Source organism: Pseudomonas sp. fls2-241-TYG-175 (assembly GCF_030209155.1).
GTDB lineage: Bacteria > Pseudomonadota > Gammaproteobacteria > Pseudomonadales > Pseudomonadaceae > Aquipseudomonas > Aquipseudomonas viridiflava.
In genome coordinates this window covers 159004-183013 of the sequence record NZ_JARVSO010000016.1, presented here as the reverse complement: position 1 = coordinate 183013, position 24010 = coordinate 159004, and the positions used below count along the sequence as shown (strand labels likewise).

The following is a 24010-nucleotide window of genomic DNA, read 5'->3' as shown; positions in this document are numbered from 1 at the left end:
CCACTGAATCCCTGAACCGATTACCCCGTAGGAGAGTTGCAATGAAACTGAAATTGACCGCCCTGGCCCTGTTCCTCGCTGTTAGCGCCCCAATGGTTCAGGCAGCTGCCGAACCGGCCGGCGGTTACACCTATCGCATGGTGGCCGAGCAGCCAAGCAACGTAAACGATAAAGAGATTGCAGGTCTGTTCGACCGCTGGAACAAGGCTCTGAAAACCGGCAATCCGCAGACCGTTGTCTCTCTCTACGCCAAGGATGCGGTGCTGCAGCCGACTGTCTCGAACAAGGTGCGAGCCAACCCGGCCGAGATCAAGGACTACTTCGAGCACTTCCTGGCCCTGAAGCCGGTCGGTGAGATCAACTACCGGGAAATCCGCCGTCTGGGTCCGGATGCAGCAGTGGACAGCGGTGTCTACACCTTCACCCTGACGTCGGCCGAAGGCAAGCAGAGCAAGGTCCAGGCTCGCTATACCTTCCTTTACCATCGTGTCGGCAACGAGTGGAAGATCTTGAACCACCACTCTTCGGCCATGCCGGAAGTGCAGCCTGAGTACCAGGTCAGCCGCTGATAAAAAGCGTCGAGCCAAAACGAAAAATCCGGAGCCCAGGCTCCGGATTTTTTTGTCGTCTGAAAAGGCTCAAGGCTCGGTTCTGACGCCGTTGACCTTGCGACAGTGAATCAGCGCATCGCGAATCATGAAGTTGACCAGGGTAGGGGAAACGCCCAGTTCCTTGGCGATGTCCTTTTGCGGTACACCGTGCAGGCGGTACATCTCGAACGCGTAACGGGTGCGGGGTGGCAGCTCCGAAAGCGCGTCGGCAATTTTTTCCAGACTCGAGAAGTTGATGTGCGAGGTTTCCGGTGACGCGCCCTGAATCACCACATTCAAACCCTCTGCCTCGGGGCCGGTGTATCGCTGCTCCAGTGCCTGCTTGCGGTAGTGGTCGATGGCCAGATTGCGCACGATCTGAAACAGATAGCTGAGCTGAGCCTTGAACGTCAGTGTGACCTGAGGGGCCGAACGCAGCCTGAAGTAAGCGTCCTGAACCACATCCTCGGCACGGGACCGACAACCCACGATGCGTGCGGCAATCTTGACCAGCAGCAGGTAATTGTCGACGAAAGCCTGGAGGAGGGGTGAATCGCACTTACTTGTGAATACTTGTTCCGTCATGGAATTCACCTTGCTGCAAAGTCATTGGAGGGGAGCGGCCTTGTGGGTCGCACCATCACGTGGGGCGATAAATTAGTCTTAATGATAATTATTGTCAAATGCGAAAGCGCATCAGCGCACTTTAAAGGGGCGATTCCGACCAGTGCGCCCGACACGCGTGCAAGGCGGGCGAATGCGACTAATTATTTCCGAACGCCGTCCGTTCTCATTGATGACAGGCCCGCCCATGGCGCAGGCCGGGGATGACATCAGGAGAACACCATGCGTATCAATCGCGCGCATCGAGGCTTTTACACCGGATCCAATGGACGGACGGCCCTGATATGAACAGCTCTACAGGCATGAAGCTGTTCTGCCTGCCGTATTCCGGTGCCAGCGCGATGTTCTACAGCCCCTGGCGGCGCACGTTGCCGGACTGGCTGAACGTGCGCCCGCTGGAACTGCCGGGCCGCGGCATGCGCATGGCGGAGCCGTTGCAGACGGATATCGTGCAACTGGCCGGTCAACTGGCCGATGAAATCGCCGCCGAACTCGACACCCCTTATGCGCTGTTCGGGCACAGCCTGGGCGGACTGCTGGCCTTCGAACTGGCGCATGCACTGCGCGTTCGCGGGCTGCCCGCGCCGCTGGCGCTGTTCGCCTCGGCCACGGCGGGGCCTGCGCGCCGCGACGTCAGCGACTACGCCGTGGCCAGGACCGATGCGCAATTGATCGAACGGCTTCGTACGCTCAAGGGCACCCGCGAAGAGGTGATCGCCAATGACGAACTCATGCAAATGATGCTGCCGATCCTGCGCGCCGATTTTCTGCTGTGTGGCAGCTTTGTCTATGGCGTGCGCGAGCCGCTGCAGATCCCCATTCACGTATTCGGCGGCAAGCAGGACAGCGTCAGCGTCGAAGAACTGCTCGACTGGCAGGAAGACGCCGCGACGGGGTTTTCTCTAGACATGTTCGAAGGCCACCACTTCTATCTGGTCGACGAGCAGGCTCAATTGCTACGCCATCTTCGGCGTTACGCCGAACAGCACCTGACTCGCTGGCGCAACAGCGCTGCGCGGCACCTGACCCGCGCTGCTGGCTGATGCCCGCTCGCCCGACGCGTCGCTGATCCTGCGACGCGCTTTTTTTGATACCCAGACCCGCTCTGGCAAGCCGAATCCAGCAGGAACCCATCATGGACGCTTTCGAACTCCCCGACACTCTGGCTCAGGCGCTGCAACGTCGCGCCGCGAAAACGCCTGACCAGTTGGCGCTGCGTTTTCTCACCGATGAAAACAGCCAGGGCCTGGTGTTGGCCTACCGTGATCTGGACCTGCGTGCGCGCACCATTGCCGCCGCCCTGAAGCGTGAGGCAGTGCCGGGAGATCGCGCGATTCTGCTGTTTCACAGCGGGCCGGATTACGTGGCGGCGTTCTTCGGTTGTCTGTATGCCGGGGTCATTGCCGTACCGGCCTATCCGCCGGAATCCAATCGCCGTCATCATCAGGAACGTCTGCTGTCGATCATCGCCGACGCCGAACCGCGTCTGCTGCTGACCGGTTCCGACCTGAAATCCGCCTTGTTGCAAATGGACGAGCTGGCGGCTGCCGATGCGCCGCAACTGCTTTATGTGGACACGCTGGACCGCGCCCTGGGCGAGGGTTGGCAAGGACCTGAATTGCAGGCCGATGACATCGCCTTTCTGCAGTACACCTCCGGCTCCACTGCCTTGCCCAAAGGCGTGCAGGTGAGCCACGGCAACCTGGTTGCCAACGAAATGCTGATCCGTCACGGCTTCGGCATTGACCTCAACCCCGACGACGTCATCGTCAGCTGGCTGCCGCTGTACCACGACATGGGCCTGATCGGCGGTCTGTTGCAGCCGATTTTCAGCGGCGTGCCCTGCGTACTGATGGCGCCTGCGTACTTTCTGACCCGCCCGTTGCGCTGGCTGGAAGCGATCAGCGAGTACGGCGGCACCATCAGCGGCGGACCGGATTTCGCCTATCAGCTGTGCAGCGCACGGGTCAGCGAGTCGGCGCTGGAGCGTCTGGACCTGAGTCGCTGGCGCGTTGCGTACTCAGGTTCCGAGCCGATCCGTCAGGACAGCCTTGACGCGTTCGCCGACAAGTTCGCCCGTTGCGGCTTCACGCCCGACAGCTTCATGGCGTCCTACGGGCTGGCCGAGGCCACGCTCTATGTGGCCGGTGGCAAGCGCGGCCACGGCATTCCTTCGTTGCGTCTGGACGAAGCGGCGCTGGCGCGCAACGTCGTGGAGCTGGGTGAGGGCAGTCCGGTGATGAGTTGCGGCACCGGTCAGCCGGGGCATGGTGTACTGATCGCAGACCCAAATACCTTGCAAGTGCTGGACGAAAACCACGTCGGTGAAGTCTGGGCGACCGGTCCGAGCATCGCCCATGGTTACTGGCGCAACCCTGAAGCGACGGCAAAGACCTTCGTTGAACACGGCGGCCAGACCTGGCTGCGAACCGGCGATCTGGGTTTTCAGCGCCACGGCGAGCTCTATATCACTGGCCGCTTGAAAGACATGCTGATCGTGCGCGGGCAGAACCTCTATCCGCAGGACATCGAAAAAGTCGTCGAGCGCGATGTCGATGTGGTGCGCAAAGGCCGTATCGCCGCGTTCGCTGTGGCTCATGCGGGCATCGAAGGCATCGGCATTGCGGCTGAAGTCGGTCGCAGTGTGCAGAAAACCCTGCCACCCGAAGCCTTGATCAAGCTCATTCGACAAGCCGTGGCCGATGCATTCCAGGAAGCGCCGACGGTCGTTGTGTTGCTCAACCCTGGCGCGCTGCCCAAGACCTCCAGCGGCAAACTGCAACGTTCAGCCTGCCGCTCGCGTCTGGCCGATGGCAGCCTGGACAGCTACGCGGTGTTTCCTGAAAGCACCGCACTTCAGGTGGCGCAGGCGTATCCCACGGGTTCGCAGCTGCTGGCCAAAGTCGCCGATGTCTGGTGCGAGCAGTTGCAGCGCGAGCAGATCAGCGTGGATGACCACTTCTTCCTGCTGGGCGGCAACTCGATTGCCGCGACTCAGGTGGTGGCTAAGCTACGTGAGGTGCTGGGCATCGGCCTAAGCCTGCGTCTGCTGTTCGAAGCGCCGACCCTGGGTGCCTTTGTTGCACAGATCGAAGCGCTGCAACTGGCCGCACAACAAGGCGATGCGCCCAGCGAAAACGCAATCACCCGCCTGCCGGGTGACGAGCACTTGCCGCAATCCCTGGCGCAGAACCGCCTGTGGTTTGTCTGGCAACTGGACCCGCACAGCAGCGCCTACAACATTCCCGGCGGTCTGCACTTGCGTGGCGAACTGGACCGCACGGCCCTGCGCGACAGTTTTCAGCGGCTGATCGAGCGGCATGAATCGCTGCGTACCCGCTTCTACGAACAGGACGGCGTAGCGTTGCAACGCATCGATCCGGTCGGTGAGTTTCAGTTACAGGTGCTGGACATCAGTGGCCTGTCTGGCGACGAGCGCCAAGCCCGTGCGCGGGCGATTCGCGAAGAGCAGGCGCGTCAGCCGTTCGATTTACAGAACGGTCCGCTGCTGCGCGTAACGCTGGTGCAACTGGACGACGAAGAACACCTGTTGCTGGTGACCCTGCACCACATCATCGCCGACGGCTGGTCGCTGAACGTGCTGATCGATGAATTCTCGCGCCTTTATGCGGCGGCTGTTCAAGGTCAGTCGCTCGAACTGGCACCGCTGGCGCTGCGTTATGCCGACTACGGCCAGTGGCAGCGTGAATGGCTGGCGCGTGGCGAGGCTGCGCGCCAGCTCGAGTACTGGAAGCAGCAACTGGGCGACGAGCAGCCAGTGCTCGCGTTGAACACCGATCATCCGCGCTCGGCGCGCCAGCAGCACAGCGCCGACCGCTACGGCCTGCGCCTGAGTGCCGAATTGAGCGCCGCCGTGCGCAATACGGCGCAAGCCTGGCAATCGACGCCGTTCATGCTGTTGCTGGCCAGCTTCCAGACCCTGTTGCATCGCTACAGCGGACACACTGACATTCGCATCGGCGTGCCCGGTGCCAATCGTCCGCGTCATGAAACCCAGGGCATGATCGGTTTCTTCATCAACACCCTGGTGTTGCGTGCGCAGCTCGATACGCGCCAGCCGTTCTCTGCGCTGCTGGCCCAGACCCGTCAGACGGCGCTGGACGCCCAGGCTCATCAGGATGTGCCCTTCGATCAACTGGTCGAAGCCTTTCCTCAGGCCCGCGAGCACGGTCTGTTTCAAGTCATGTTCAACCATCAGCAGCGCGACCTGAGTGCCTTGCGCCGCTTGCCGGGATTACTCGCCGACGAATTGCCATGGCACAGCCGCGAAGCCAAGTTCGACCTGCAATTGCACAGCGAGGAAGACAGAAACGGGCGCCTGACGCTGTCTTTCGATTACGCCGACGAGCTGTTCGAGCGCGACACCATCGTGCGCATGGCGCAGCACTATGTGCGGGTGCTGACTCAGGTCAGCCAGCATGCGCAGGTCGCACTGGGTGATCTGCAACTGCTCGGCGATGACGAGCAGGCGCAACAGGCACAGTGGAGCGTTGCGCCCTGTGCGCCCGCGACGCATTGGCTGCCTGAGCTGCTCAGCAATCAGGCCCGACAGACGCCGGAACGGATTGCGCTGATGTGGGAGGGCGGCAGCCTCGACTTCGCCAGCCTGCATGCCCAAGCCAACCGTCTGGCGCATTACCTGCGCGACAAGGGCGTCGGCCCTGATGTCAACGTCGCGATTGCCGCCGAGCGTTCGCCACAACTGCTGATCGGGCTGCTCGCGATTCTCAAGGCCGGTGGCGCGTACGTGCCGCTGGACCCGGATTACCCGACCGAACGCCTCGCTTACATGCTCAACGACAGCGGCGTCGAACTGCTGTTGACCCAGAGCCATCTGCTGGGTGATCTGCCGAGCGCCGAGGGTGTCTGCACGATGGCGATGGACACCCTGAACCTGGAAAGCTGGCCGGTCAGTGCGCCGCGTCTGCATATACAGGGCGATAACCTTGCGTACGTGATCTACACATCGGGCTCCACCGGGCAACCCAAGGGCGTTGGCAACACCCACGCCGCGCTGGCCGAGCGCCTGCAATGGATGCAGGCGACCTACGCGCTGGATGAGAGCGACGTGCTGATGCAGAAAGCGCCAATCAGTTTCGACGTGTCGGTGTGGGAGTGTTTCTGGCCGCTGATCACCGGTTCCCGATTGCTGCTGGCCGGTCCCGGCGAGCACCGCGATCCGCATCGCATCGCGCAACTGGTCACGGATTACAGCGTCACCACGCTGCACTTCGTGCCGCCGCTGTTGCAGGTGTTCATCGACGAACCGCTCACCCGGCAGTGCAACAGCCTGCGTCGTCTGTTCTCCGGCGGTGAAGCGTTGCCGAGTGAGCTGCGCAACCGGGTGCTGGAGCAACTGCCGAACGTGCAACTGCACAACCGCTATGGCCCGACCGAAACCGCGATCAACGTCAGCCACTGGCACTGCCAATTGGCGGACGGCGAGCGCTCGCCGATTGGCCGCCCGCTGGGCAACGTGCTGTGTCGGGTGCTGGACAATGAATTGAATCCGGTGCCGCAAGGCGTTGCTGGCGAGCTGTGCATTGGCGGCATCGGACTGGCGCGGGGCTATCTGGATCGTCCTGCGCTGACAGCCGAACGTTTCGTGGCCGATCCGCTGGGCGAGGCGGGTGAGCGGCTGTATCGCACCGGCGATCGGGTGCGCTGGGGCAGCGACGGCGCGCTGGAATACCTGGGGCGTCTCGATCAGCAGGTCAAGCTGCGTGGTTTCCGGGTCGAACCGCAGGAAATCGAAGCGCGTCTGCTGGCTCAGCCGGGTATTGGCCATGCGGCGGTGCTGGTGCGCGAAACGGTCGTCGGTCCGCAACTGATCGGCTATTACACCGCAGCGCTCGAGGACGAAAGCGAAGCTGAACAGGCAGAGCGCATCAAGTCCGCACTGGCGCTGGAACTGCCGGATTACATGGTCCCGACGCAATTCGTGCGCCTGTACAGCATGCCCTTGAGCCCTAGCGGCAAGCTCGACCGTCGCGCCTTGCCCGAACCGCAATGGCAGACCCGCGAGCACGTCGAGCCGCAGTCGGCGCTGCAAAAGCAGATCGCCGCCATCTGGCGCGAAGTGCTGGGTGTGCCGCGTGTCGGCTTGCGTGATGACTTCTTCACGCTGGGCGGCCATTCCTTGCTGGCCACGCAGATTATCTCCCGCGTGCGTCAGGCCTGCGACATCGACCTGCCGCTGCGCACACTGTTCGAGGCCAGCGAACTGGGTGCGTTCGCCGAGCAGATTGCGAGCATTCAGGCGTCCGGCGTACGCGGCAGCCTGCAACCGATTGCCCGCGTCGACCGCAGCCAGCCGGTGCCGTTGTCCTACTCACAGCAACGCATGTGGTTCCTCTGGCAGATGGAGCCGGACAGCCCGGCCTACAACGTGGGCGGCATGGCGCGCCTGAACGGCGTGCTGAACATCGAGCGTTTCGACGCGGCGCTGCAAGCGCTGATCCTGCGCCACGAAACCCTGCGCACCACCTTTCCCAGCGTCGATGGCGTGGCGTATCAGAAAGTCTCGGAGCACACCGGTCTGCAGATGCGCTGGGAGGACATTTCCGCGCTGCCTGCCGAGGTTCGTCAGCAGCGGCTTCAGGCTCTGGCCGACAGCGAAGCGCATCAGCCGTTTGATCTGGAAACCGGACCGCTGCTGCGTGCCTGTCTGGTCCGGGCGGGCGAGCTGGAGCATTACTTCGTCCTGACCCTGCACCACATCGTCACCGAAGGCTGGGCGATGGACATTTTCGCTCGCGAACTGGGGCTGCTGTACGAAGCCTTTCTTGAGGGCAAGCCGTCGCCGCTGGAACCGCTGGCGGTGCAGTATCTGGATTACAGCGTCTGGCAACGCCAGTGGATGGAAGCGGGCGAGCGTCAGCGCCAACTGGATTACTGGACCGCGCAACTGGGCAGCGAGCATCCGCTGTTGGAACTGCCCGGCGACCGTCCGCGTCCGCCGGTGCAGAGCCATCAGGGCGAGTTGTACCGTTTTGATCTGCAAGCCGATCTGGCCGCCAGGGTTCGCGCTTTCAACGCACAGAACGGCCTGACCCTGTTCATGACCATGATCGCCACGCTGGCGGTGCTGCTCTACCGTTACAGCGGCCAGACCGACCTGCGCATCGGCGCGCCGGTGGCCAATCGGATTCGCCCGGAAAGCGAAGGCCTGATCGGCGCGTTCCTCAACACCCAGGTGCTGCGTGTGCAGCTCGACGGGCAGATGAGCGTGGCCCAGTTGTTCGAGCAGGTCCGGCATACCGTCATCGAAGGCCAGTCACATCAGGACCTACCGTTCGACCATCTGGTCGAAGCCCTGCAACCGCCGCGCAGCGCGGCTTACAACCCGCTGTTCCAGGTGATGTGCAACGTGCAGCGCTGGGAATTCCAGCAGAGCCGTGAGCTGGCCGGGATGACAGTCGAGTATCTGGTCAACGATGCGCGGGCGACCAAGTTCGACCTCAATCTGGAAGTCACCGAACTGGATCATCGTCTGGGTTGCTGCCTGACTTACAGCACCGACCTGTTCGACGAGCCGCGCATCGCCAAAATGGCCGAGCACTGGCTCAACCTGCTGCAAGCCTTGCTGGCCGATCCGCAGCAATGCCTCAGCGACCTGCCGCTGTTGCAGGATACCGAGCGTCAGCAGCTGCTCGACAGTCTGGGCGTCGAAGCGGGCGAGCAACGCCTGGATCAGTGCATTCATGAGCTGTTTGCCGGGCAGGCTCGCCTGCGTTCGAACGCGCCAGCGCTGACCTTTGCCGGCGAAACCCTGAGCTACGCCGAACTGGACAGCCGGGCCAACCAACTGGCGCGGGCGCTGCGCGAGCGGGGTGTCGGGCCGCAGGTGCGTGTCGGTCTGGCGCTGGAGCGTTCGCTGCACATGGTGATCGGCCTGCTGGCGATCCTCAAGGCTGGTGGCGCCTATGTACCGCTGGATCCGGAATACCCGTTGGAGCGCTTGCAGTACATGATCGAAGACAGCGGCGTCGGCCTGCTGTTGAGTGATCGCGCACTGTTTGCCGCCCTCGGCGAGCTGCCTGATGACGTGGCGCGCTGGTGTCTGGAGGATGACCTGCCATTGCTGGAAGGCTACTCGCACGACGAATTGCCGTTCCTCAGCCTGCCGCAGCATCAGGCGTACCTGATCTACACCTCGGGCTCGACCGGCAAGCCAAAAGGCGTGGTGGTGTCCCATGGCGAGATCGCCATGCACTGCCAGGCGGTGATCCGCCGCTTCGACATGCAGCCTGACGACTGCGAGCTGCATTTCTATTCGATCAATTTCGATGCGGCCACCGAGCGTCTGCTGGTGCCATTGCTTGCCGGTGCACGCGTGGTATTGCGCGCGCAGGGGCAGTGGGACGCCGAAGAAATCTGCAGCCTGATCCGTGAACAACAGGTCAATATTCTCGGTTTCACCCCGAGCTACGGCAGCCAGCTGGCGCAATGGCTGGCGACACAGGGTCAGACCCTGCCAGTACGCATGTGCATCACCGGCGGCGAAGCGCTGACTGGCGAGCACCTGCATCGCATTCGTGCGGTGTTCCAGCCGGAGCTGTTCTTCAACGCCTACGGCCCGACGGAAACCGTGGTCATGCCGCTGGCGAGTCTGGCCCCGCAGCAATTGCCGGAAGGCGAGGCCAGCGTGCCGATTGGTCAGGTGGTGGGCGCGCGAGTCGCCTACATCCTTGATGCCGATCTGGCTCTGGTGCCGCAGGGCGCAAGTGGCGAGTTGTACATTGGCGGACCGGGTCTGGCGCAGGGGTATCACCAGCGTCCGGGCATGACCGCCGAGCGCTTCGTGGCCGATCCGTTCAGCGGGCAGGGCGGGCGTCTGTATCGCACCGGCGATCTGGTGCGCCAGCGTGCCGATGGGCTTGTGGAATACTTGGGCCGAATCGACCATCAGGTCAAAATTCGCGGCTTCCGCATTGAACTGGGCGAAATCGAGACCCGCCTGCTGGAACACGGGCGCGTGCGCGAGGCCGTGGTGTTGGCCCTGGATACGCCGTCAGGCAAGCAATTGGCGGGTTATCTGGTCACTGACGTGGCCGCGCAGGATGCCGGGCAACAGGCGCATCTGCGTGACTCGCTCAAAGCGCACCTCAAGGCGCAACTGCCGGATTACATGGTGCCTGCGCACCTGATTCTGCTGGACAGCATGCCGCTGACGGCCAACGGCAAACTCGACCGACGGGCCTTGCCTGCGCCGGACCCCGAGCTCAATCGTCAGCACTACGTGGCGCCGGTCAGCGACCTCGAGCAGCAACTGGCGGCGATCTGGTGCGCAGTGCTGAACGTGGCGCAGGTCGGGCTCGACGACAACTTCTTCGAGCTGGGCGGCGATTCGATTCTGTCGATTCAGGTGGTCAGTCGGGCGCGTCAGGCGGGCATTCATTTCACACCACGTGATCTGTTTCAGCATCAGACCGTATATACCCTTGCTGCCGTAGCGACGACTCAGCAGTTGATCCAGGCCGAACAGGGCCGGGTGAGCGGCGAATCGGGCTTCACGCCGATTCAGCACTGGTTCTTCGACACGCCGATTCCAGAGCGTCAGCACTGGAATCAGGCGCTGGTGCTGGAGCCTGTCGCCCGCTTGAACGCGCAGACGCTGGAACTCGCGCTGCACGCCGTGCTCGAACAGCACGATGCCCTGAGGCTCGGATTCGAGGAGCAGCGCGGTCATTGGCGCGCCGAGCATCGCGCAGTGGTCACGCAAGACGCGCTGCTGATCCACGTGCAGGTGGCGCAGATGGACGAATGCGCCGCGCTGTTCGAGCAGGCCCAGCGCAGCCTTGATCTGCAGAACGGTCCGCTGTTGCGTGCCGTGCTGGTGGATGGACCGCAGGATCAGCAACGTCTGCTGATGGTCATTCATCACCTGGTGGTCGATGGTGTGTCCTGGCGTGTGCTGCTTGACGATGTGCAGACGTCCTATCGGCAGCTCAGTGAAACCCTGCCGGTTCGTTTGCCGGCCAAGACCAGTGCCTTCCGGGACTGGGCGAGTCGCTTGCAGGCCTATGCCGGCAGCGAGTCGTTGCGTGAAGAGCTTCAATGGTGGCAACGCCAGCTCAGCGGTCCGACCGCAGCGCTGCCGTGCCATGCCCCGCAGGGCGGTCAGCAGAATCGTCACGCCCGAACCCTCAGCGTGCGATTGGACTCCAGTAGCACCCGGCATCTGCTGCAACAGGCGCCGAGCGCCTACCGGACCCAGGTCAACGACTTGCTGCTGACCGCATTGGCGCTGGTAGTGTGTCGCTGGAGCGGGCAAGCCTCGACCCTGATCCAGCTCGAAGGCCACGGTCGCGAAACCCTGTTCGATGACATCGACCTGACCCGTACCGTCGGCTGGTTCACCAGTGCCTATCCGTTGCGCCTGACCCCTGCGCTCGACCATGCCGAACCGGATGAGTCCATCAAGGCCATCAAGGAGCAGCTGCGTCAGGTGCCTCATAAGGGGCTGGGTTATGGGGTGCTGCGCTATCTGGCCGATGAGGGCAGCCGCAGCGCCATGCAGGCGTTGCCGGTCGCCCCGATCACCTTCAACTACCTGGGCCAGTTCGATCAGAGCTTCGCTGACGACGCGCTGTTCCGGCCGTTGGAAGAGTCCGCTGGCGCGGCCCATGACCCCCATGCGCCGCTGCCCAACGAGCTGAGCATCGACAGTCAGGTGTACGGCGGCGAACTGGTGCTGCGCTGGACGTTCAGCGCCGAGCGTTATCTGCCTGAAGCCATCGAAGCCCTGGCGCAGAGTTATCTGAAGCAGTTGCAGGTGCTGATCAGCCATTGCCTGACCGAAGGCAGCGGCGGTCTGACGCCGTCGGACTTCCCGCTGGCCGAACTGGATCAGGCGCAGATGGACGCGTTGCCTGTTCCGGCCGCCCGGATCGAAGACGTCTATCCGCTGACTCCGATGCAGGAAGGCATGCTACTGCACACGCTGCTGGAGCCGGGCACCGGCCTGTATTACATGCAGGACCGCTACCGCATCAACAGCGCGCTGGATCCGCAACGTTTCGCGCAAGCCTGGCAGGCCGTGATCGCACGACACGAAGCGCTGCGGGCCTCGTTCTGCTGGGACATCGGCGAAACCATGTTGCAGGTCATTCACAAACCGGGTGATACGCCCATCGATTACCTGGACTGGCGAGACGTGGCCAGCGACCAGCAGGAACCGCGCCTGCAGGCCCTGCTCAAGTCCGAGCGTGAGGCCGGGTTCGATCTGCTGCGGCAGCCGCCGTTCCACCTGCGCCTGATCCGCGTGGACGAGGCGCGCTACTGGTTCATGATGAGCAATCACCACATCCTCATCGATGCCTGGTGCCGCTCGTTGCTGATGAACGATTTCTTCGACACCTACACCGCGCTGGGTGAAGGCCGTGACGCTCAATTGGCTCCCGCACCACGTTATCGCGACTACATCGGCTGGCTGCAACGCCGGGGGCTGACGCAGGCCCGCGACTGGTGGCGTCAGAATCTGGCGGGCTTCGAACGGCCGACGCCGATTCCGAGCGACCGTCCGTTCCTGCGTGAACACGCGGGCGAGAGCGGCGGTATGGTGGTCGGCGACTGCTACACCCGTCTCGATGTCGCGGACGGCGCACGGCTGCGTGAACTGGCGCAGCAGCACCAACTGACCGTCAACACCTTCGCCCAGGCCGCGTGGGCCTTGACCCTGCGGCGTCTGAGCGGCGATCGCGACGTCGTGTTCGGTGTCACCGTGGCAGGCCGTCCGGTGGAATTGCCGCAGATGCAGTGCACCGTCGGGCTGTTCATCAACACCATCGCGCTGCGCATCGGCATGCCGGGGGGCGAGCAGCGTTGCAGCGTACGCCAGTGGCTGAGTCAGTTGCTGTACAGCAACATGCAGCTGCGCGAGTACGAATACCTGCCGCTGGTGACCATTCAGGAAAACAGCGAACTGCCCAAGGGCCAGCCGCTTTTCGACAGCCTGTTTGTGTTCGAGAACGCGCCGGTGGAAGTCTCGGTGCTGGACCGCGCCCAAAGCCTGAACGCCACCTCCGATTCCGGTCGCACCCACACCAACTACCCGCTGACGGCGGTCTGCTACCCCGGCGATGACCTGGGCCTGCACCTGTCCTACGACCAGCGCTATTTTGATGAGTCGACTGTGCAGGGCATGCTTGGCGAGTTCAAGCGCTTGCTGCTGGCGTTGGTCGAAGGCTTCCACGGCGACATGGCCGAGCTGGCGCTACTCGGCGAACCAGAACGTGAATTCCTGCTGGAAAGCTGTAATCAGAGCGAGCGCGCCTATCCGCTGGAGCGCAGTTATGTCGAGCTGTTCGAGGCGCAGGTTGCCGCGCATCCCGAGCGCATCGCCGTCAGCTGTCTGGAACATCGCGCCAGCTATGCCGATTTGAACCACTCTGCCAACCGACTGGGCCATGCATTGATCAAGGTCGGTGTCGGGTTCGATCAGCCGATTGCGCTGCTGGCCGAGCGCGGGCCTGAGCTGTTGGGCATGATTATCGGCAGCTTCAAGGCCGGTGCCGGTTACCTGCCGCTGGACCCGGCGCTGCCGAATCCACGCCTGGGCGGGATCACCGTTCAGAGCCGTACGCCGGTTCTGGTGTGTACCGAGCACTGTGTGGGGCAGGGCAGGGCCTTGCTTGAGGCGCTGCCCGAAGCCAATCGTCCGCACTTGCTGGTCTGGGAAACCGTGCAGCAGCGGGAAACCGCACAGCACAATCCGGGTCGCTACAGCGCACCGGACAACCTGGCCTATGTGATCTTCACCTCGGGTTCGACCGGGCAACCGAAAGGCGTGATGGTCGAGCAGCGCGGCATGCTCAACAATCAGCTGAGCAAGGTGCCTTACCTGAACCTCAGCGCTGCCGATGTGATTGCCCAGACCGCTTCGCAGAGCTTCGACATCTCGGTCTGGCAGTTCCTCGCTGCGCCGCTGTTTGGCGCTCGGGTCGATATTGTCCCCAACGACATCGCTCGCGATCCTCAGGCGCTGCTCAAACATGTTCAGGTGCAGGGCATCAGCGTGCTGGAAAGCGTGCCGTCACTGATCACCGGGCTGTTGGCCGAAGAGCAGGCGACGCTCGACGGCCTGCGCTGGATGCTTCCGACGGGCGAGGCGATGCCGCCGGAACTGGCCAGCCAGTGGCTGCAACGCTATCCCGATATCGAGCTGGTGAATGCCTACGGTCCGGCTGAATGTTCGGACGACGTGGCGTTCTTCCGGGTCGATCCGGCGTCGACCCGCAGCACCTACCTGCCCATCGGCCTGCCGACCGACAACAACCGTTTGTATGTGCTCGATGAAGCGCTGGAGCTTGTGCCGCTGGGCGCCGTCGGTGAGCTCTGCGTGGCGGGTACCGGGGTCGGACGCGGTTATGTCGGTGATCCGCTGCGCACGGTGCCGGTGTTCGTGCCCAACCCGTTCGGTGCGCCGGGCGAGCGGCTGTATCGCACCGGAGATCTGGCACGCCGTCGCCGTGATGGCGTGCTGGAGTACGTCGGTCGGGTCGATCATCAGGTCAAGATCCGTGGCTACCGCATCGAACTGGGCGAGATAGAAACTCGCCTGCAGGAGCATGCCGCGATTCGCGAATCGGTGGTGCTGGATATCGACGGTCCGCTGGGTAAGGTGCTCGCCGCCTATCTGGTGCCCAACGGTGTGGTGCAGGACCCCGACGCCTTGCGTGACGACCTGAAGAACCAGCTCAGGGCCAGCTTGCCGGACTACATGGTGCCCTCGCATCTGGTGCTGCTGGAGCAGATGCCGCTGACCCCGAACGGCAAGCTGGACCGCAAGGCCCTGCCTGCGCCGGACGTCAGCCTGGCGCAGCAGGATTACGTCGCGCCACAAAGCGAAATGGAGCAGCAACTGGCGGCGATCTGGGCCGATGTGCTCAAGGTGGAGCGGGTCGGTATCACCGACAACTTCTTCGAACTGGGCGGCCATTCACTGCTCGCCACCCAGGTAGTGACCCGTGCGCAGAAACAGTTGCAGCGCAACGTGCCGCTAAGGGCAATGTTCGAGTTCAACACGGTTCAGGCGCTGGCACAGCATCTGGAAAGCCTGGGCGGGCAGAAGGTCGACGAGCAGAAATTCGACCGGCTGGCCGACCTGATGGCGGAACTGGAAGGGCTCTGATCGGCCTGTCGTCGGGCTATCGGCCTAGCGGATGAAAAACTCGTTACCGGGTGTAAATCCCCAGGTCGCTGGCGCGTTTTCAAGGGAAGGAATAAATGCCTTGCTCGACCGGGTCCAGCACCCGGTCGAGCAAGGTCACACAACGGTTTCGCTCATCAGACAGCGTATTGAGGGTTGCACAGATGTCAGTCGCTACCAGGTTTATCGATGACCAACCGGCACGGGTTTCCCCGGCGCCGGTCGAGACGCTCTACCAGTTCGACGAGTCGCCCTTGCTGGCGCGCCAGAGTCGCCAGGAGTCCAACGCCCGCAGCTACCCGCGGCGCATTCCTCTGGCACTCAAGCGCGCCAAGGGCATTCATGTCGAAGACGTCGAAGGACGGCGTTTCATCGATTGCCTGGCAGGCGCTGGCACGCTGGCGCTGGGTCACAATCACCCGGTGGTGATCGAAGCGATTCAGCAGGTCATCAGCGACGAATTGCCGTTACACACGCTGGACCTCACCACGCCGGTCAAGGATCAGTTCGTGCAGGACCTGTTCGGTCTGCTGCCCGAAGAACTGGCTCGTGAAGCGAAGATTCAATTCTGCGGTCCGACCGGCACTGACGCGGTGGAAGCAGCGCTGAAACTGGTGCGCACGGCGACTGGACGCAGCACCGTGCTGTCCTTTCAGGGTGGTTACCACGGCATGAGTCAGGGCGCGCTGAGCCTGATGGGCAGCCTGGGTCCGAAGCAGCCGCTGGGTGCGCTACTCAGTGCCGGCGTGCAGTTTCTGCCGTATCCCTACGACTACCGCTGCCCGTTCGGGCTGGGCGGCTCGCAGGGCGTTAAAGTCAACCTGCATTACCTGGAAAACCTGCTCAACGACCCGGAAGCCGGTGTACAACTGCCTGCAGCGGTGATTGTCGAAGTGGTGCAGGGCGAGGGCGGCGTGATTCCGGCTGACCTCGACTGGCTGCGTGGCGTGCGTCGCATCACCGAGAAGGCAGGCGTGGCGTTGATCGTCGACGAAATCCAGAGCGGCTTTGCCCGCACCGGCAGGATGTTCGCCTTCGAGCACGCCGGGATCATTCCGGACGTGGTGGTGATGTCCAAGGCCATCGGTGGCAGCCTGCCGCTGGCGGTCGTTGTCTATCGCCAGTGGCTCGACACCTGGCTGCCGGGCGCGCACGCCGGGACTTTCCGTGGCAACCAGATGGCCATGGCCACCGGCTCTGCGGTGATGCGTTATCTCAAGGAACACAACATTTGCGAGCACGCGACCGCGATGGGCGCGCGGCTGGTTGCGCACCTGCGCGAGCTGCAGCGTGATTTCCCGCAACTGGGCGATATTCGCGGACGTGGCTTGATGCTTGGCGTTGAACTGGTCGACCCGGCTGGCACGCGTGATGCTCAGGGTCATCCGCCGGTGTTTGCGCGCCTGACGCCGCTGATCCAGCGCGAATGCCTCAAGCGCGGGCTGATTCTGGAACTGGGTGGTCGGCACGGCAGCGTCGTGCGCTTCCTGCCGCCACTGGTCATCACCGCCGAACAGATCGACGAAGTCGCCGACATCTTCGGCCGCGCGCTGAATGCTGCGGTCGCTCAGCTTTAATTTTTCGACGTAGCGATACGTTCAATCCCTATAGCCGCCATGAATTGGCACGGCGGCGCTGAACCCTTATGGAGAGCAACAATGACTTCAGTATTCGACCGGGAAGACATCGTCTTTCAAGTGGTGGTCAACCACGAAGAACAGTACTCGATCTGGCCCGACTACAAAGCCATCCCCAACGGCTGGCGCACCGTGGGCAAGAGCGGCTTCAAGAAAGAGTGCCTGGCCTACATCGAAGAAGTCTGGACCGACATGCGCCCCCTGAGCCTGCGCCAGAAGATGGAAGCGCAGACGGCGGCGAGCCACTGATCAAGTCGGATCAATGATCGTGCCCATGCTCCGCGCTCGGAGTTATACACAGGTCCGCCTCAACACTGATCGTGCCCATCGCTGCGCGTGGGCATGCCTCCCGTGACGCTCCGCGTCACACATGGCACAGATTGCGGATTCAGTGAGCCGAGCGCATGACGTGGATAACGCTGGAGCTTGTCCGCGCATCTGCGCCACATTCGAGAGCGGACGCGGAGCGTCCTGAGCGGCATTCCCACGCGGAGCGTAGGAACGATCAGCGTGATCTCAAGCACGCCGATCATGCCCATGCTTGTGCTCAGCGTTATGCCCGAGTCTTGCTACGACCACGGGGTATGCATTCAGCCCGGGACGCTCTGCGTCCCATTGGGTCTGGCGACGCCAATCACTCAGTCCGATGATTTAGTGCAGGCACTCGGACGCGGAGCGTCCTGAGAGGCGTTACCACGCGAAGCGTGGTAACGATCAGGGTGATATCAATGAGCGCGACTGCGCCCAATCAGTATCACTTCAACGCCCCGATAATCTGCTCGATATCCCCCTGCAATTCCGCCAGCGGATCAGCGCCATCGATCCCCAGCACCAGCAACTTGCTGCCTGCCTGGGCAATCGCGGCCTTTACCGGCTCGGGGGGCTGGCGGTGGTCGAGTACCAGGGCCACGTCGTTGTCCTTGAGAGTCTTCGCCAGCTTCTGCACCGCTTCTGGCGTCCATTGTTCGTCGGTCAATGCCTGGCTGTCGATCAGCTCCAGATTCAACCCGCTGACCAGATAACCGAAGCGGTCCGAAAGGCTCACCACGCTCAGGTTGTTGGCGCTGGCCAGACTCGCTTCGCTGCTGGCGCTGAGCTTGAGCAGTTGCTGCTTGAGCGCTGCCAGATTGCCCTCGATCTTCGGCTTGGCGGCTGGCGCCAGTCGCACCAGGTCTGCCGCCATCACGTCGGCCATGCGCCCCATGTTGTTGCTCGCCAGCCACGGCTGACTGTTCAGGCCATCGACACCTTGCCCCGGCTGAACCGCGATGCCGGGCAGGCTGCCGTCCACGGGACGCGCGGCGTCGATCTCAACGATACGAATGTTGCTGCGGCGCGCATTGGGGTAGAGCGGGTCATCGGCCCAGATCGAGCGCAGCCCGATCACCGCATCAGCCTTGACCGCCAGCCCGCGCAATGCCTCGGCACCACGCCCGGTGAAGTAGGCAGTCTGGCGAGAGCCGGGCAGATTGGCTGCTGCAGCCCGCTCCAGCACTACGCCGCTGTCCTTGAGCAGAATCTGCCCCAGGCCATAGGTGATCGGCAGGCTGGCGAGCACGCGTACCGGCTGGGCGGATTGCGCTGTGGCATCAGCCCCAGAGACGGCATTGCAGAGCAGGCCGGTCATGGCCAGCGCCAGGGTCATACGTCGCAGAGTGAACATTTATCCGATATTTCCTTTGAGGCTGGGCACCGTGCCGCGAGCGATGGCGGCCAGGGCGAACGCGACGCCGGCCACCAGAATGATCGCTGCGCCGGAAGGTACAGGCAGGTCGAAGACGATGGGCAGCAGAATGCCGCACAGGGTGCTGACGGTCGCAATCGCCACCGAGATCCAGAAGAACCCCTTCAGCGACTGGCTCAGCAGACGCGCCGCCGCAGCGGGAATCACCAACAGCGCGCCGACCAGAATCGCGCCAATGACCTTCACCGCCGCCACAGTGATCAGCGTCACCAGAATCACGAACAGGTAATCCAGCGTCTTCACCGCCACGCCACGCACAGCGGCCAGTTGCGGGTTGAAGCTGGCCAGCATGATGCGGTTGTACAGCGGCAGGCTCAGGCCCATGACCAGCGAACCGACGATCAGCAGCACCAGCAGGTCATTGCCGTTGACGGTCAGTACCGAGCCAAACAGCACGTTTTCCAGAATGTGCACGTTGATCTTGCCCGCCAGCACCAGCAGCAGGCTCGCACCCAGCGCCAGCGAGACCGACAGGAACACGCCGATCAGCGTGTCGGGCGCTAGGCCGGTGCGGTTGCGCAGGTAATTGAGCACGATGCCGAACAGCAGGCAGTAGCCGAACAAACTGCCATATGGGCCGGTGTAAGGCTCGCCGAGCAGGATACCGATGGCCACGCCCGTCAACGCCGCATGGCCTACCGCTTCGGAGAAGAACGCGAAGCGCTTGACCACCACCAGCGTGCCCAGACCACCCAGCACCGGACCGATCAGCAACCCGGCAAGCAAGGCATTGACCACGAATCCGTAGGCCAGCGCCTCAGGCAGATAGCCGGACGACGCCAGGCCTTGAATGAACAGTCGAAAGCTCTCGTAATCCATCACGCAGCGCTCCCGTTCTTGATGTCTGCGGCACGCGGATGCGCCGAAAACAGGGTCAGCAGCCGTTCCGGCGTGAGCGCTGTCTGCGCCGATTCATCGAACAATACCCGGCGATTGAGTCCGGTCACCTGATCAGCGAGACGCTTCACGGCTTCCAGATCGTGCTCGATCCACAGCACCGTAATCCCGGCTCGACGCCAGTCGCCCAGCAGGCGTTCGAAGACCTGAATACCGGCTTCATCCAGCGCCGACATCGGTTCATCCAGCACCAACAACTGTGGGGCCGGAATCAGGCCCTGCGCCAGCAACACACGCTGGCGTTCGCCGCCGGACAGCGCGCCCATGCGACGTTTGCGCTTGTCCTGCATGCCGACCCGCTCCAGTGCTTCGCCGATGGCCGCAGCGTAGTGCTTCGACAAGCCCAGAAAGGCAGGGCGTCGCTGGCACATGGCGGCCATGAAGTCATCGACGGTCATCGGCAGGCCGCGGTCGAATTCCAGCGCCTGTGGCACATAGCCGATCAGGCCGGGCGAGCCGGGCCATTGCAGGCTGAGCTGGCCGTGGTGTGGCGTTTGTCCAAGCAGGGTCTTGATCAGCGAACTCTTGCCGCCGCCATTGGGGCCGACCAGTGCATGCACGCTACCTGCCCGTACGTTCAAGGTGACGCGATCAAGAATCGTGGTGCGGCCCAGCGTCAGGCTCACGTCGCTGAATTCAATGCCAGGCCCCTGATGGGGAATCTCAAGGTTTTGCGCAACCGTCATGCGCCTGCCTCCTGAATCGCCCGGACCACGGTGTCGAGGTTGCCGGCCATTTCCTTTTCGTACTTGTCGGCGCTGTATTCGCCATAGGAGATGTGCGACAGCGGGTACAGCTTGACCCCGGACTCACGCTGGATGGTGTCGACGTAGGTGGACGGGAAATCCATTTCCGAGAAGATCACTTTCACGTCCAGCTCACGCAATTGATCGATGGTTTTCTTCAACTGGCTCGGGCTCGGTTCGATGCCATGGGCCGGTTCCACCACTGCCGTAACCTCAAGGCCGAACTCGCGCAGCAGGTAATCGTAGGCGGCATGCACCGTGGCCACACGCAGGTCGGCGTTGGGTGCCTTGGTCAGCTTGGCCAGGGCATCGGCACGCATCTGTCGCAGGCGTTTGCCGTAGGCGCGGGCGTTGGCGGTGTAGGTCTTGGCGTTGTCCGGGTCGAGCTTGCCCAGTTCACGGGCGATGTTGTTGACCTGTGCGATGGATGCGCTGATCGACAGGAAGGTGTGCGGGTTGACCACCTTGCCCGCGCCGCGTGCAGCAACACCGGTGGCAGCCAGCAGCGGCACGTCGGCGTTGGCTTCGATGGTCTTGATGTCCGGCTTTTCGCTGGCGGCGATCATGCGGTCGGCAAAATCGTCATGGCCGACGCCATTGAGCACGACCACATCCAGCGAACCGATGCGCTTGATGTCCTCGGCGCGAGGCTCATAGGCGTGGGGATTGAAACCCGCTGGAATCAGCGGTACGACCTCGGCCTTGTCGCCCACGATATTGGCCACGTAGCTGTAATACGGGTGCAGGGTGATGCCGATGCGCAGGCGCTTTGCCGGGTCGGCGGCGTGGCTCAGCGGCGTCATCAGCGTGGCGCACAGGCCGATCAGCAGAACACGCAGCAAGGGGCGGCGTTTGAAAAAATTAGGCATGGGCGAGCGATCTTCTCTGATGATTTCAGTGCTGATGCTGGCGAGTGACACCAGCGTCGAATTGCGCGACAACCTGCTGCCAGCCTGCGCCGATCAGGGTCTTGTCGCTGAGGTCGGCCGGTGCAGCCGTGGCCTTGCGGTTGATCCAGATGTCGGCCTGAGCGTCAGACGAGGTGCCGACCCGCATCAGGAACGAGCCCGCCACCGTCGGCGTCTGGCTCAGCCCCAGATAAGACTGCTCCAGCATCTGCCACGCATGGGCGCCACGGCTCACTGAACTTGCGTCTTCAGCGAACGGCGCAAAACCTTCCTCGCCCAGTTGCTGCGGCGTGACCGGCGTTGATTGCTCCTGAGTCAGCAGGCGGATCTCATCCAGCGTCACGCGCAGGTCGGCGTAGATGCCCTGTTCGGCGGCGGTCAGGTCGCGGCGGGCATCAAGCTGATGGCTGGCGACACTGTGGTCGTCCTGACGTTCACCGTGCAGGCTGACGACACCTGCTGCAGCAGCCAGAATCACCAGACACAACAGGAGGACGTAGAGGGTTTCATGCCCGGCACCGGCCGGCCGTACGATCTGTCGGGTCGGCGCACTCATGGGGTCGGGATGTCCGCTTGGTCGATCTCCACGACATGGCCGGGACCGGCATCGAACAGCACATAGAACTCCGAAGCGGGGCGCTTGAAGGTGACGGTGGAATCCTCACCCAGCTTGCCGGGCACCAGAATGGTCTCGTCATAGCCGATCACATCCAGGGTCACACCCGGCGCGCCGCTGCCATCGGAGAAACCGCCGGTGCAGCGGATTTGTTCATTGTCGATCTGTTTGCACTCACACATCGGGTTGTGGGCCTGCACGTTGGCGCTCAGGCCAAGGCCGATCAGGCAGAGCGCAGCGGCCGTCAGCCGCTGCGGGGAGAAGCGGGCATTCATGGTTTGGCTCCTTGTTTTTTCAGCCAGGCCACGGTGGTGGGCGAGGCCTGTTGCAGGGGAATGGAGGTTTGATGCACGGAACCGTCCCAGCCTTCCATGGTGATCCACAGTTCCGAGTCGGGGCTGGTGGTTTCCGGGATCTGCATGAAGGCACCCATGCGATAGCCGCCGCCGAAGAAAATCACCCCGGCGGTGCGCAGGCTGCGAGGCTTGCCGATGCGCAGGTAAGTCGCCTTGACCCGGTCGATGCAGGCGTTGCACAGCGCAGCGTTGAAGCTTTTCATGTAGCCCGACGCACCGGACAGCCGCGGCGCTTCGTTGCGGTCTTCGGCCAGTCGCAGGCTCCACGGGCCGACCTTGAACTCGCCGATCTCCCGCTGTCCGAGGCCCGTGTCGCCGCGATCCAGCGCATTGTCGGCAAAGTATTTGGGCATGAAACCCAGTGGAATCAGGATCAGCAGCACATTGATGTGGAAGCGCCATTTGTGCCAGAAACGGCTCAATGACGAAGCGGGTTGCGCGACAGCGGCCTTGCTCACAGGTTGTTCTCCGGGGTGCCGGTCGCCAGCGGCGGCCGAGGGGTTTGCCGGGTGGAAATCGGTTGGATTCTGTTCTCGCGCTTCAAGGCATTGAGCGTGGCCAGTGCGGTGCGCTTGCTCCAGATCAGCAGCCCGCTGAGTACCATCATGCTCAGCACCAGACCGAAGAACGCCCAGATCAGCTTGATCCAGATGCCGCCGAAGTCGCCGGTGTGCAGCGGACGCATGGACTCGGTCACGAATTCCAGCTTGTTGCGGTCCGACAGCAGATGAGAGGCAGCGATCTCACCGCTGTACGGGTTGATCTCGGCGGTCTGGTACATCAGCGGATACCAGCTGCGGCCGCCGACCTGCAGGTTGCTGTAGGCGTTGAACGGCGGTGTGATGAAACTGGCTTCCAGACCTGGAATGCGCTCCTTGGCGATTTCCACGGCCTTTTCCAGACTGATGGTCGGCGCAGGGCTGCCATCAGCGGTCAGCGGCACGGCGCTGTGCGGGATGATCGATGCGACCTGAGAGCGGCTGGAAATACTGATCTGGTTGTCACCCAGAATGGCCTGAATCAGAAACCAGGTGCCGGTGATGGAAATGACGGCAATGAACCAGATCGACCAGACACCACTGAGCCGGTGCAGGTCGCCCCAGAAGATCCGCGGACCCTGGCTGAAGCGCAGCGGCTTGAAAAAGCCTTTCCAGAATTTTTTGTAGACCACCAGCCCGGTCACCAGCGACGCCAGCAGCGGCAGACCGAGAATGGAGACCAGATACCAGCCCCACGAATAGCCATTGGTGAACGGCACCAGCCACCAGCCATGCAGGGCGCGGGTGAAGCGGCGGAAATCGAACGACGGCGTCAGGCCCTGAATCACCCCGGTATACGGATTGACGTAAGCCGGTACTGAACGGCCGTCGGGGTAAGTCACGAACACGCTGAGCGCAAAATAGTCGCCGTCGGGCTGCATGATCGTGCCGACGATCAGGTCCGGCTCGTTGCGCTCGATGGTGGCGCGAATCTGCTCGAAACTCATCCGCTCGGCCGTGTCCGAAGGCGGGTTGTCACGTATTTCCGGCATCGCCAGCCACATGATTTCCTTGCTGACCACAGCCAGGGTGCCGGTCACACAGACAATCAGCACGAAGAACCAGATGGGCAGGGCCAGCCAGCTGTGGACGAGAAACCAGATTTTCGAGCGGGATTTCTTCGACATGGGTAAACGGTCTCGATTCACGGTATGGAGCGGCCTTCAGTCAGGCATGGGCT

General features: G+C 62.8%; 14 protein-coding genes. 5 read left to right on the top strand and 9 right to left on the bottom strand.

What is annotated here, in order from left to right; translation table 11 throughout:
• Positions 1-41 precede the first annotated feature (41 nt).
• The gene (locus tag QRN20_RS13630; RefSeq protein WP_004881189.1) at positions 42-569 is read left to right on the top strand and encodes an SgcJ/EcaC family oxidoreductase; all 528 of its coding nucleotides are present in this window, start codon (positions 42-44) and stop codon (positions 567-569) included.
• Between the two features lie 69 nt (positions 570-638).
• Here the strand turns inward: QRN20_RS13630 and QRN20_RS13625 are convergent, their stop codons facing one another.
• Positions 639-1175: an RNA polymerase factor sigma-70 gene (locus QRN20_RS13625; protein WP_004881192.1), complete on the bottom strand. Its 537-nt coding sequence runs from the start codon at positions 1173-1175 to the stop codon at positions 639-641.
• 323 nt (positions 1176-1498) lie between these two features.
• Between QRN20_RS13625 and QRN20_RS13620 the strand changes: the two genes are divergently transcribed.
• The 4 genes from QRN20_RS13620 to QRN20_RS13605 all read left to right on the top strand — a co-directional run bounded on the left by QRN20_RS13620 (position 1499) and on the right by QRN20_RS13605 (position 17273).
• A complete protein-coding gene (locus tag QRN20_RS13620) occupies positions 1499-2257 on the top strand; it encodes a thioesterase II family protein (protein WP_058431259.1) in 759 nt (252 codons plus the stop codon).
• Positions 2258-2349: 92 nt separating this feature from the next.
• The gene (locus tag QRN20_RS13615) at positions 2350-15369 is read left to right on the top strand and encodes a non-ribosomal peptide synthetase (RefSeq protein WP_285360571.1); all 13020 of its coding nucleotides are present in this window, start codon (positions 2350-2352) and stop codon (positions 15367-15369) included.
• 182 nt (positions 15370-15551) lie between these two features.
• Complete coding sequence (locus QRN20_RS13610; RefSeq protein WP_096766759.1) at positions 15552-16964, top strand: aspartate aminotransferase family protein; 1413 nt, start codon at positions 15552-15554, stop codon at positions 16962-16964.
• Positions 16965-17045: 81 nt separating this feature from the next.
• Entirely contained in the window at positions 17046-17273 is a 228-nt protein-coding gene (locus QRN20_RS13605; protein ID WP_025995317.1) for an MbtH family protein, read from the top strand.
• A 505-nt stretch (positions 17274-17778) separates the two neighbouring features.
• Here QRN20_RS13605 and QRN20_RS13600 read toward each other — a convergent pair.
• The 8 genes from QRN20_RS13600 to QRN20_RS13565 are packed head-to-tail and all read right to left on the bottom strand — an operon-like array spanning position 17779 to position 23957.
• Complete coding sequence (locus QRN20_RS13600; protein ID WP_122605050.1) at positions 17779-18687, bottom strand: metal ABC transporter solute-binding protein, Zn/Mn family; 909 nt, start codon at positions 18685-18687, stop codon at positions 17779-17781.
• Entirely contained in the window at positions 18688-19587 is a 900-nt protein-coding gene (locus QRN20_RS13595) for a metal ABC transporter permease (protein WP_004888015.1), read from the bottom strand.
• Complete coding sequence (locus QRN20_RS13590) at positions 19587-20351, bottom strand: metal ABC transporter ATP-binding protein (protein WP_122559564.1); 765 nt, start codon at positions 20349-20351, stop codon at positions 19587-19589. Before QRN20_RS13590 ends, QRN20_RS13595 begins: the two co-directional genes overlap by 1 nt.
• Positions 20348-21280, bottom strand: a complete 933-nt coding sequence (locus tag QRN20_RS13585) for a metal ABC transporter substrate-binding protein (protein WP_032652510.1) — start codon at positions 21278-21280, stop codon at positions 20348-20350. Before QRN20_RS13585 ends, QRN20_RS13590 begins: the two co-directional genes overlap by 4 nt.
• Before the next feature lie 25 nt (positions 21281-21305).
• Positions 21306-21875, bottom strand: coding sequence for a DUF6162 family protein (locus QRN20_RS13580; RefSeq protein ID WP_004888021.1), 570 nt, complete (start codon positions 21873-21875; stop codon positions 21306-21308).
• Positions 21872-22210 (bottom strand): hypothetical protein, encoded by a 339-nt coding sequence (locus QRN20_RS13575; protein ID WP_058431266.1) that lies wholly within the window; start codon positions 22208-22210, stop codon positions 21872-21874. The genes QRN20_RS13580 and QRN20_RS13575 overlap by 4 nt, the downstream gene beginning before the upstream one ends.
• Positions 22207-22749 carry a PA2404 family protein gene (locus QRN20_RS13570; RefSeq protein WP_057409358.1) on the bottom strand — a complete coding sequence of 181 codons (543 nt, stop codon included), beginning with the start codon at positions 22747-22749 and terminating at the stop codon, positions 22207-22209. The genes QRN20_RS13575 and QRN20_RS13570 overlap by 4 nt, the downstream gene beginning before the upstream one ends.
• Complete coding sequence (locus tag QRN20_RS13565) at positions 22746-23957, bottom strand: PepSY-associated TM helix domain-containing protein (protein WP_029242847.1); 1212 nt, start codon at positions 23955-23957, stop codon at positions 22746-22748. Before QRN20_RS13565 ends, QRN20_RS13570 begins: the two co-directional genes overlap by 4 nt.
• Positions 23958-24010: the final 53 nt, after the last annotated feature.

Coding starts and splice junctions, on each gene's coding strand:
- QRN20_RS13630 (WP_004881189.1), top strand. CDS start 42: ATGAAACTGAAATTGACCGCCCTGGCCCTGTTCCTCGCTGTTAGCGCC.
- QRN20_RS13625 (WP_004881192.1), bottom strand. CDS start 1,175: ATGACGGAACAAGTATTCACAAGTAAGTGCGATTCACCCCTCCTCCAG.
- QRN20_RS13620 (WP_058431259.1), top strand. CDS start 1,499: ATGAACAGCTCTACAGGCATGAAGCTGTTCTGCCTGCCGTATTCCGGT.
- QRN20_RS13615 (WP_285360571.1), top strand. CDS start 2,350: ATGGACGCTTTCGAACTCCCCGACACTCTGGCTCAGGCGCTGCAACGT.
- QRN20_RS13610 (WP_096766759.1), top strand. CDS start 15,552: ATGTCAGTCGCTACCAGGTTTATCGATGACCAACCGGCACGGGTTTCC.
- QRN20_RS13605 (WP_025995317.1), top strand. CDS start 17,046: ATGACTTCAGTATTCGACCGGGAAGACATCGTCTTTCAAGTGGTGGTC.
- QRN20_RS13600 (WP_122605050.1), bottom strand. CDS start 18,687: ATGTTCACTCTGCGACGTATGACCCTGGCGCTGGCCATGACCGGCCTG.
- QRN20_RS13595 (WP_004888015.1), bottom strand. CDS start 19,587: ATGGATTACGAGAGCTTTCGACTGTTCATTCAAGGCCTGGCGTCGTCC.
- QRN20_RS13590 (WP_122559564.1), bottom strand. CDS start 20,351: ATGACGGTTGCGCAAAACCTTGAGATTCCCCATCAGGGGCCTGGCATT.
- QRN20_RS13585 (WP_032652510.1), bottom strand. CDS start 21,280: ATGCCTAATTTTTTCAAACGCCGCCCCTTGCTGCGTGTTCTGCTGATC.
- QRN20_RS13580 (WP_004888021.1), bottom strand. CDS start 21,875: ATGAGTGCGCCGACCCGACAGATCGTACGGCCGGCCGGTGCCGGGCAT.
- QRN20_RS13575 (WP_058431266.1), bottom strand. CDS start 22,210: ATGAATGCCCGCTTCTCCCCGCAGCGGCTGACGGCCGCTGCGCTCTGC.
- QRN20_RS13565 (WP_029242847.1), bottom strand. CDS start 23,957: ATGTCGAAGAAATCCCGCTCGAAAATCTGGTTTCTCGTCCACAGCTGG.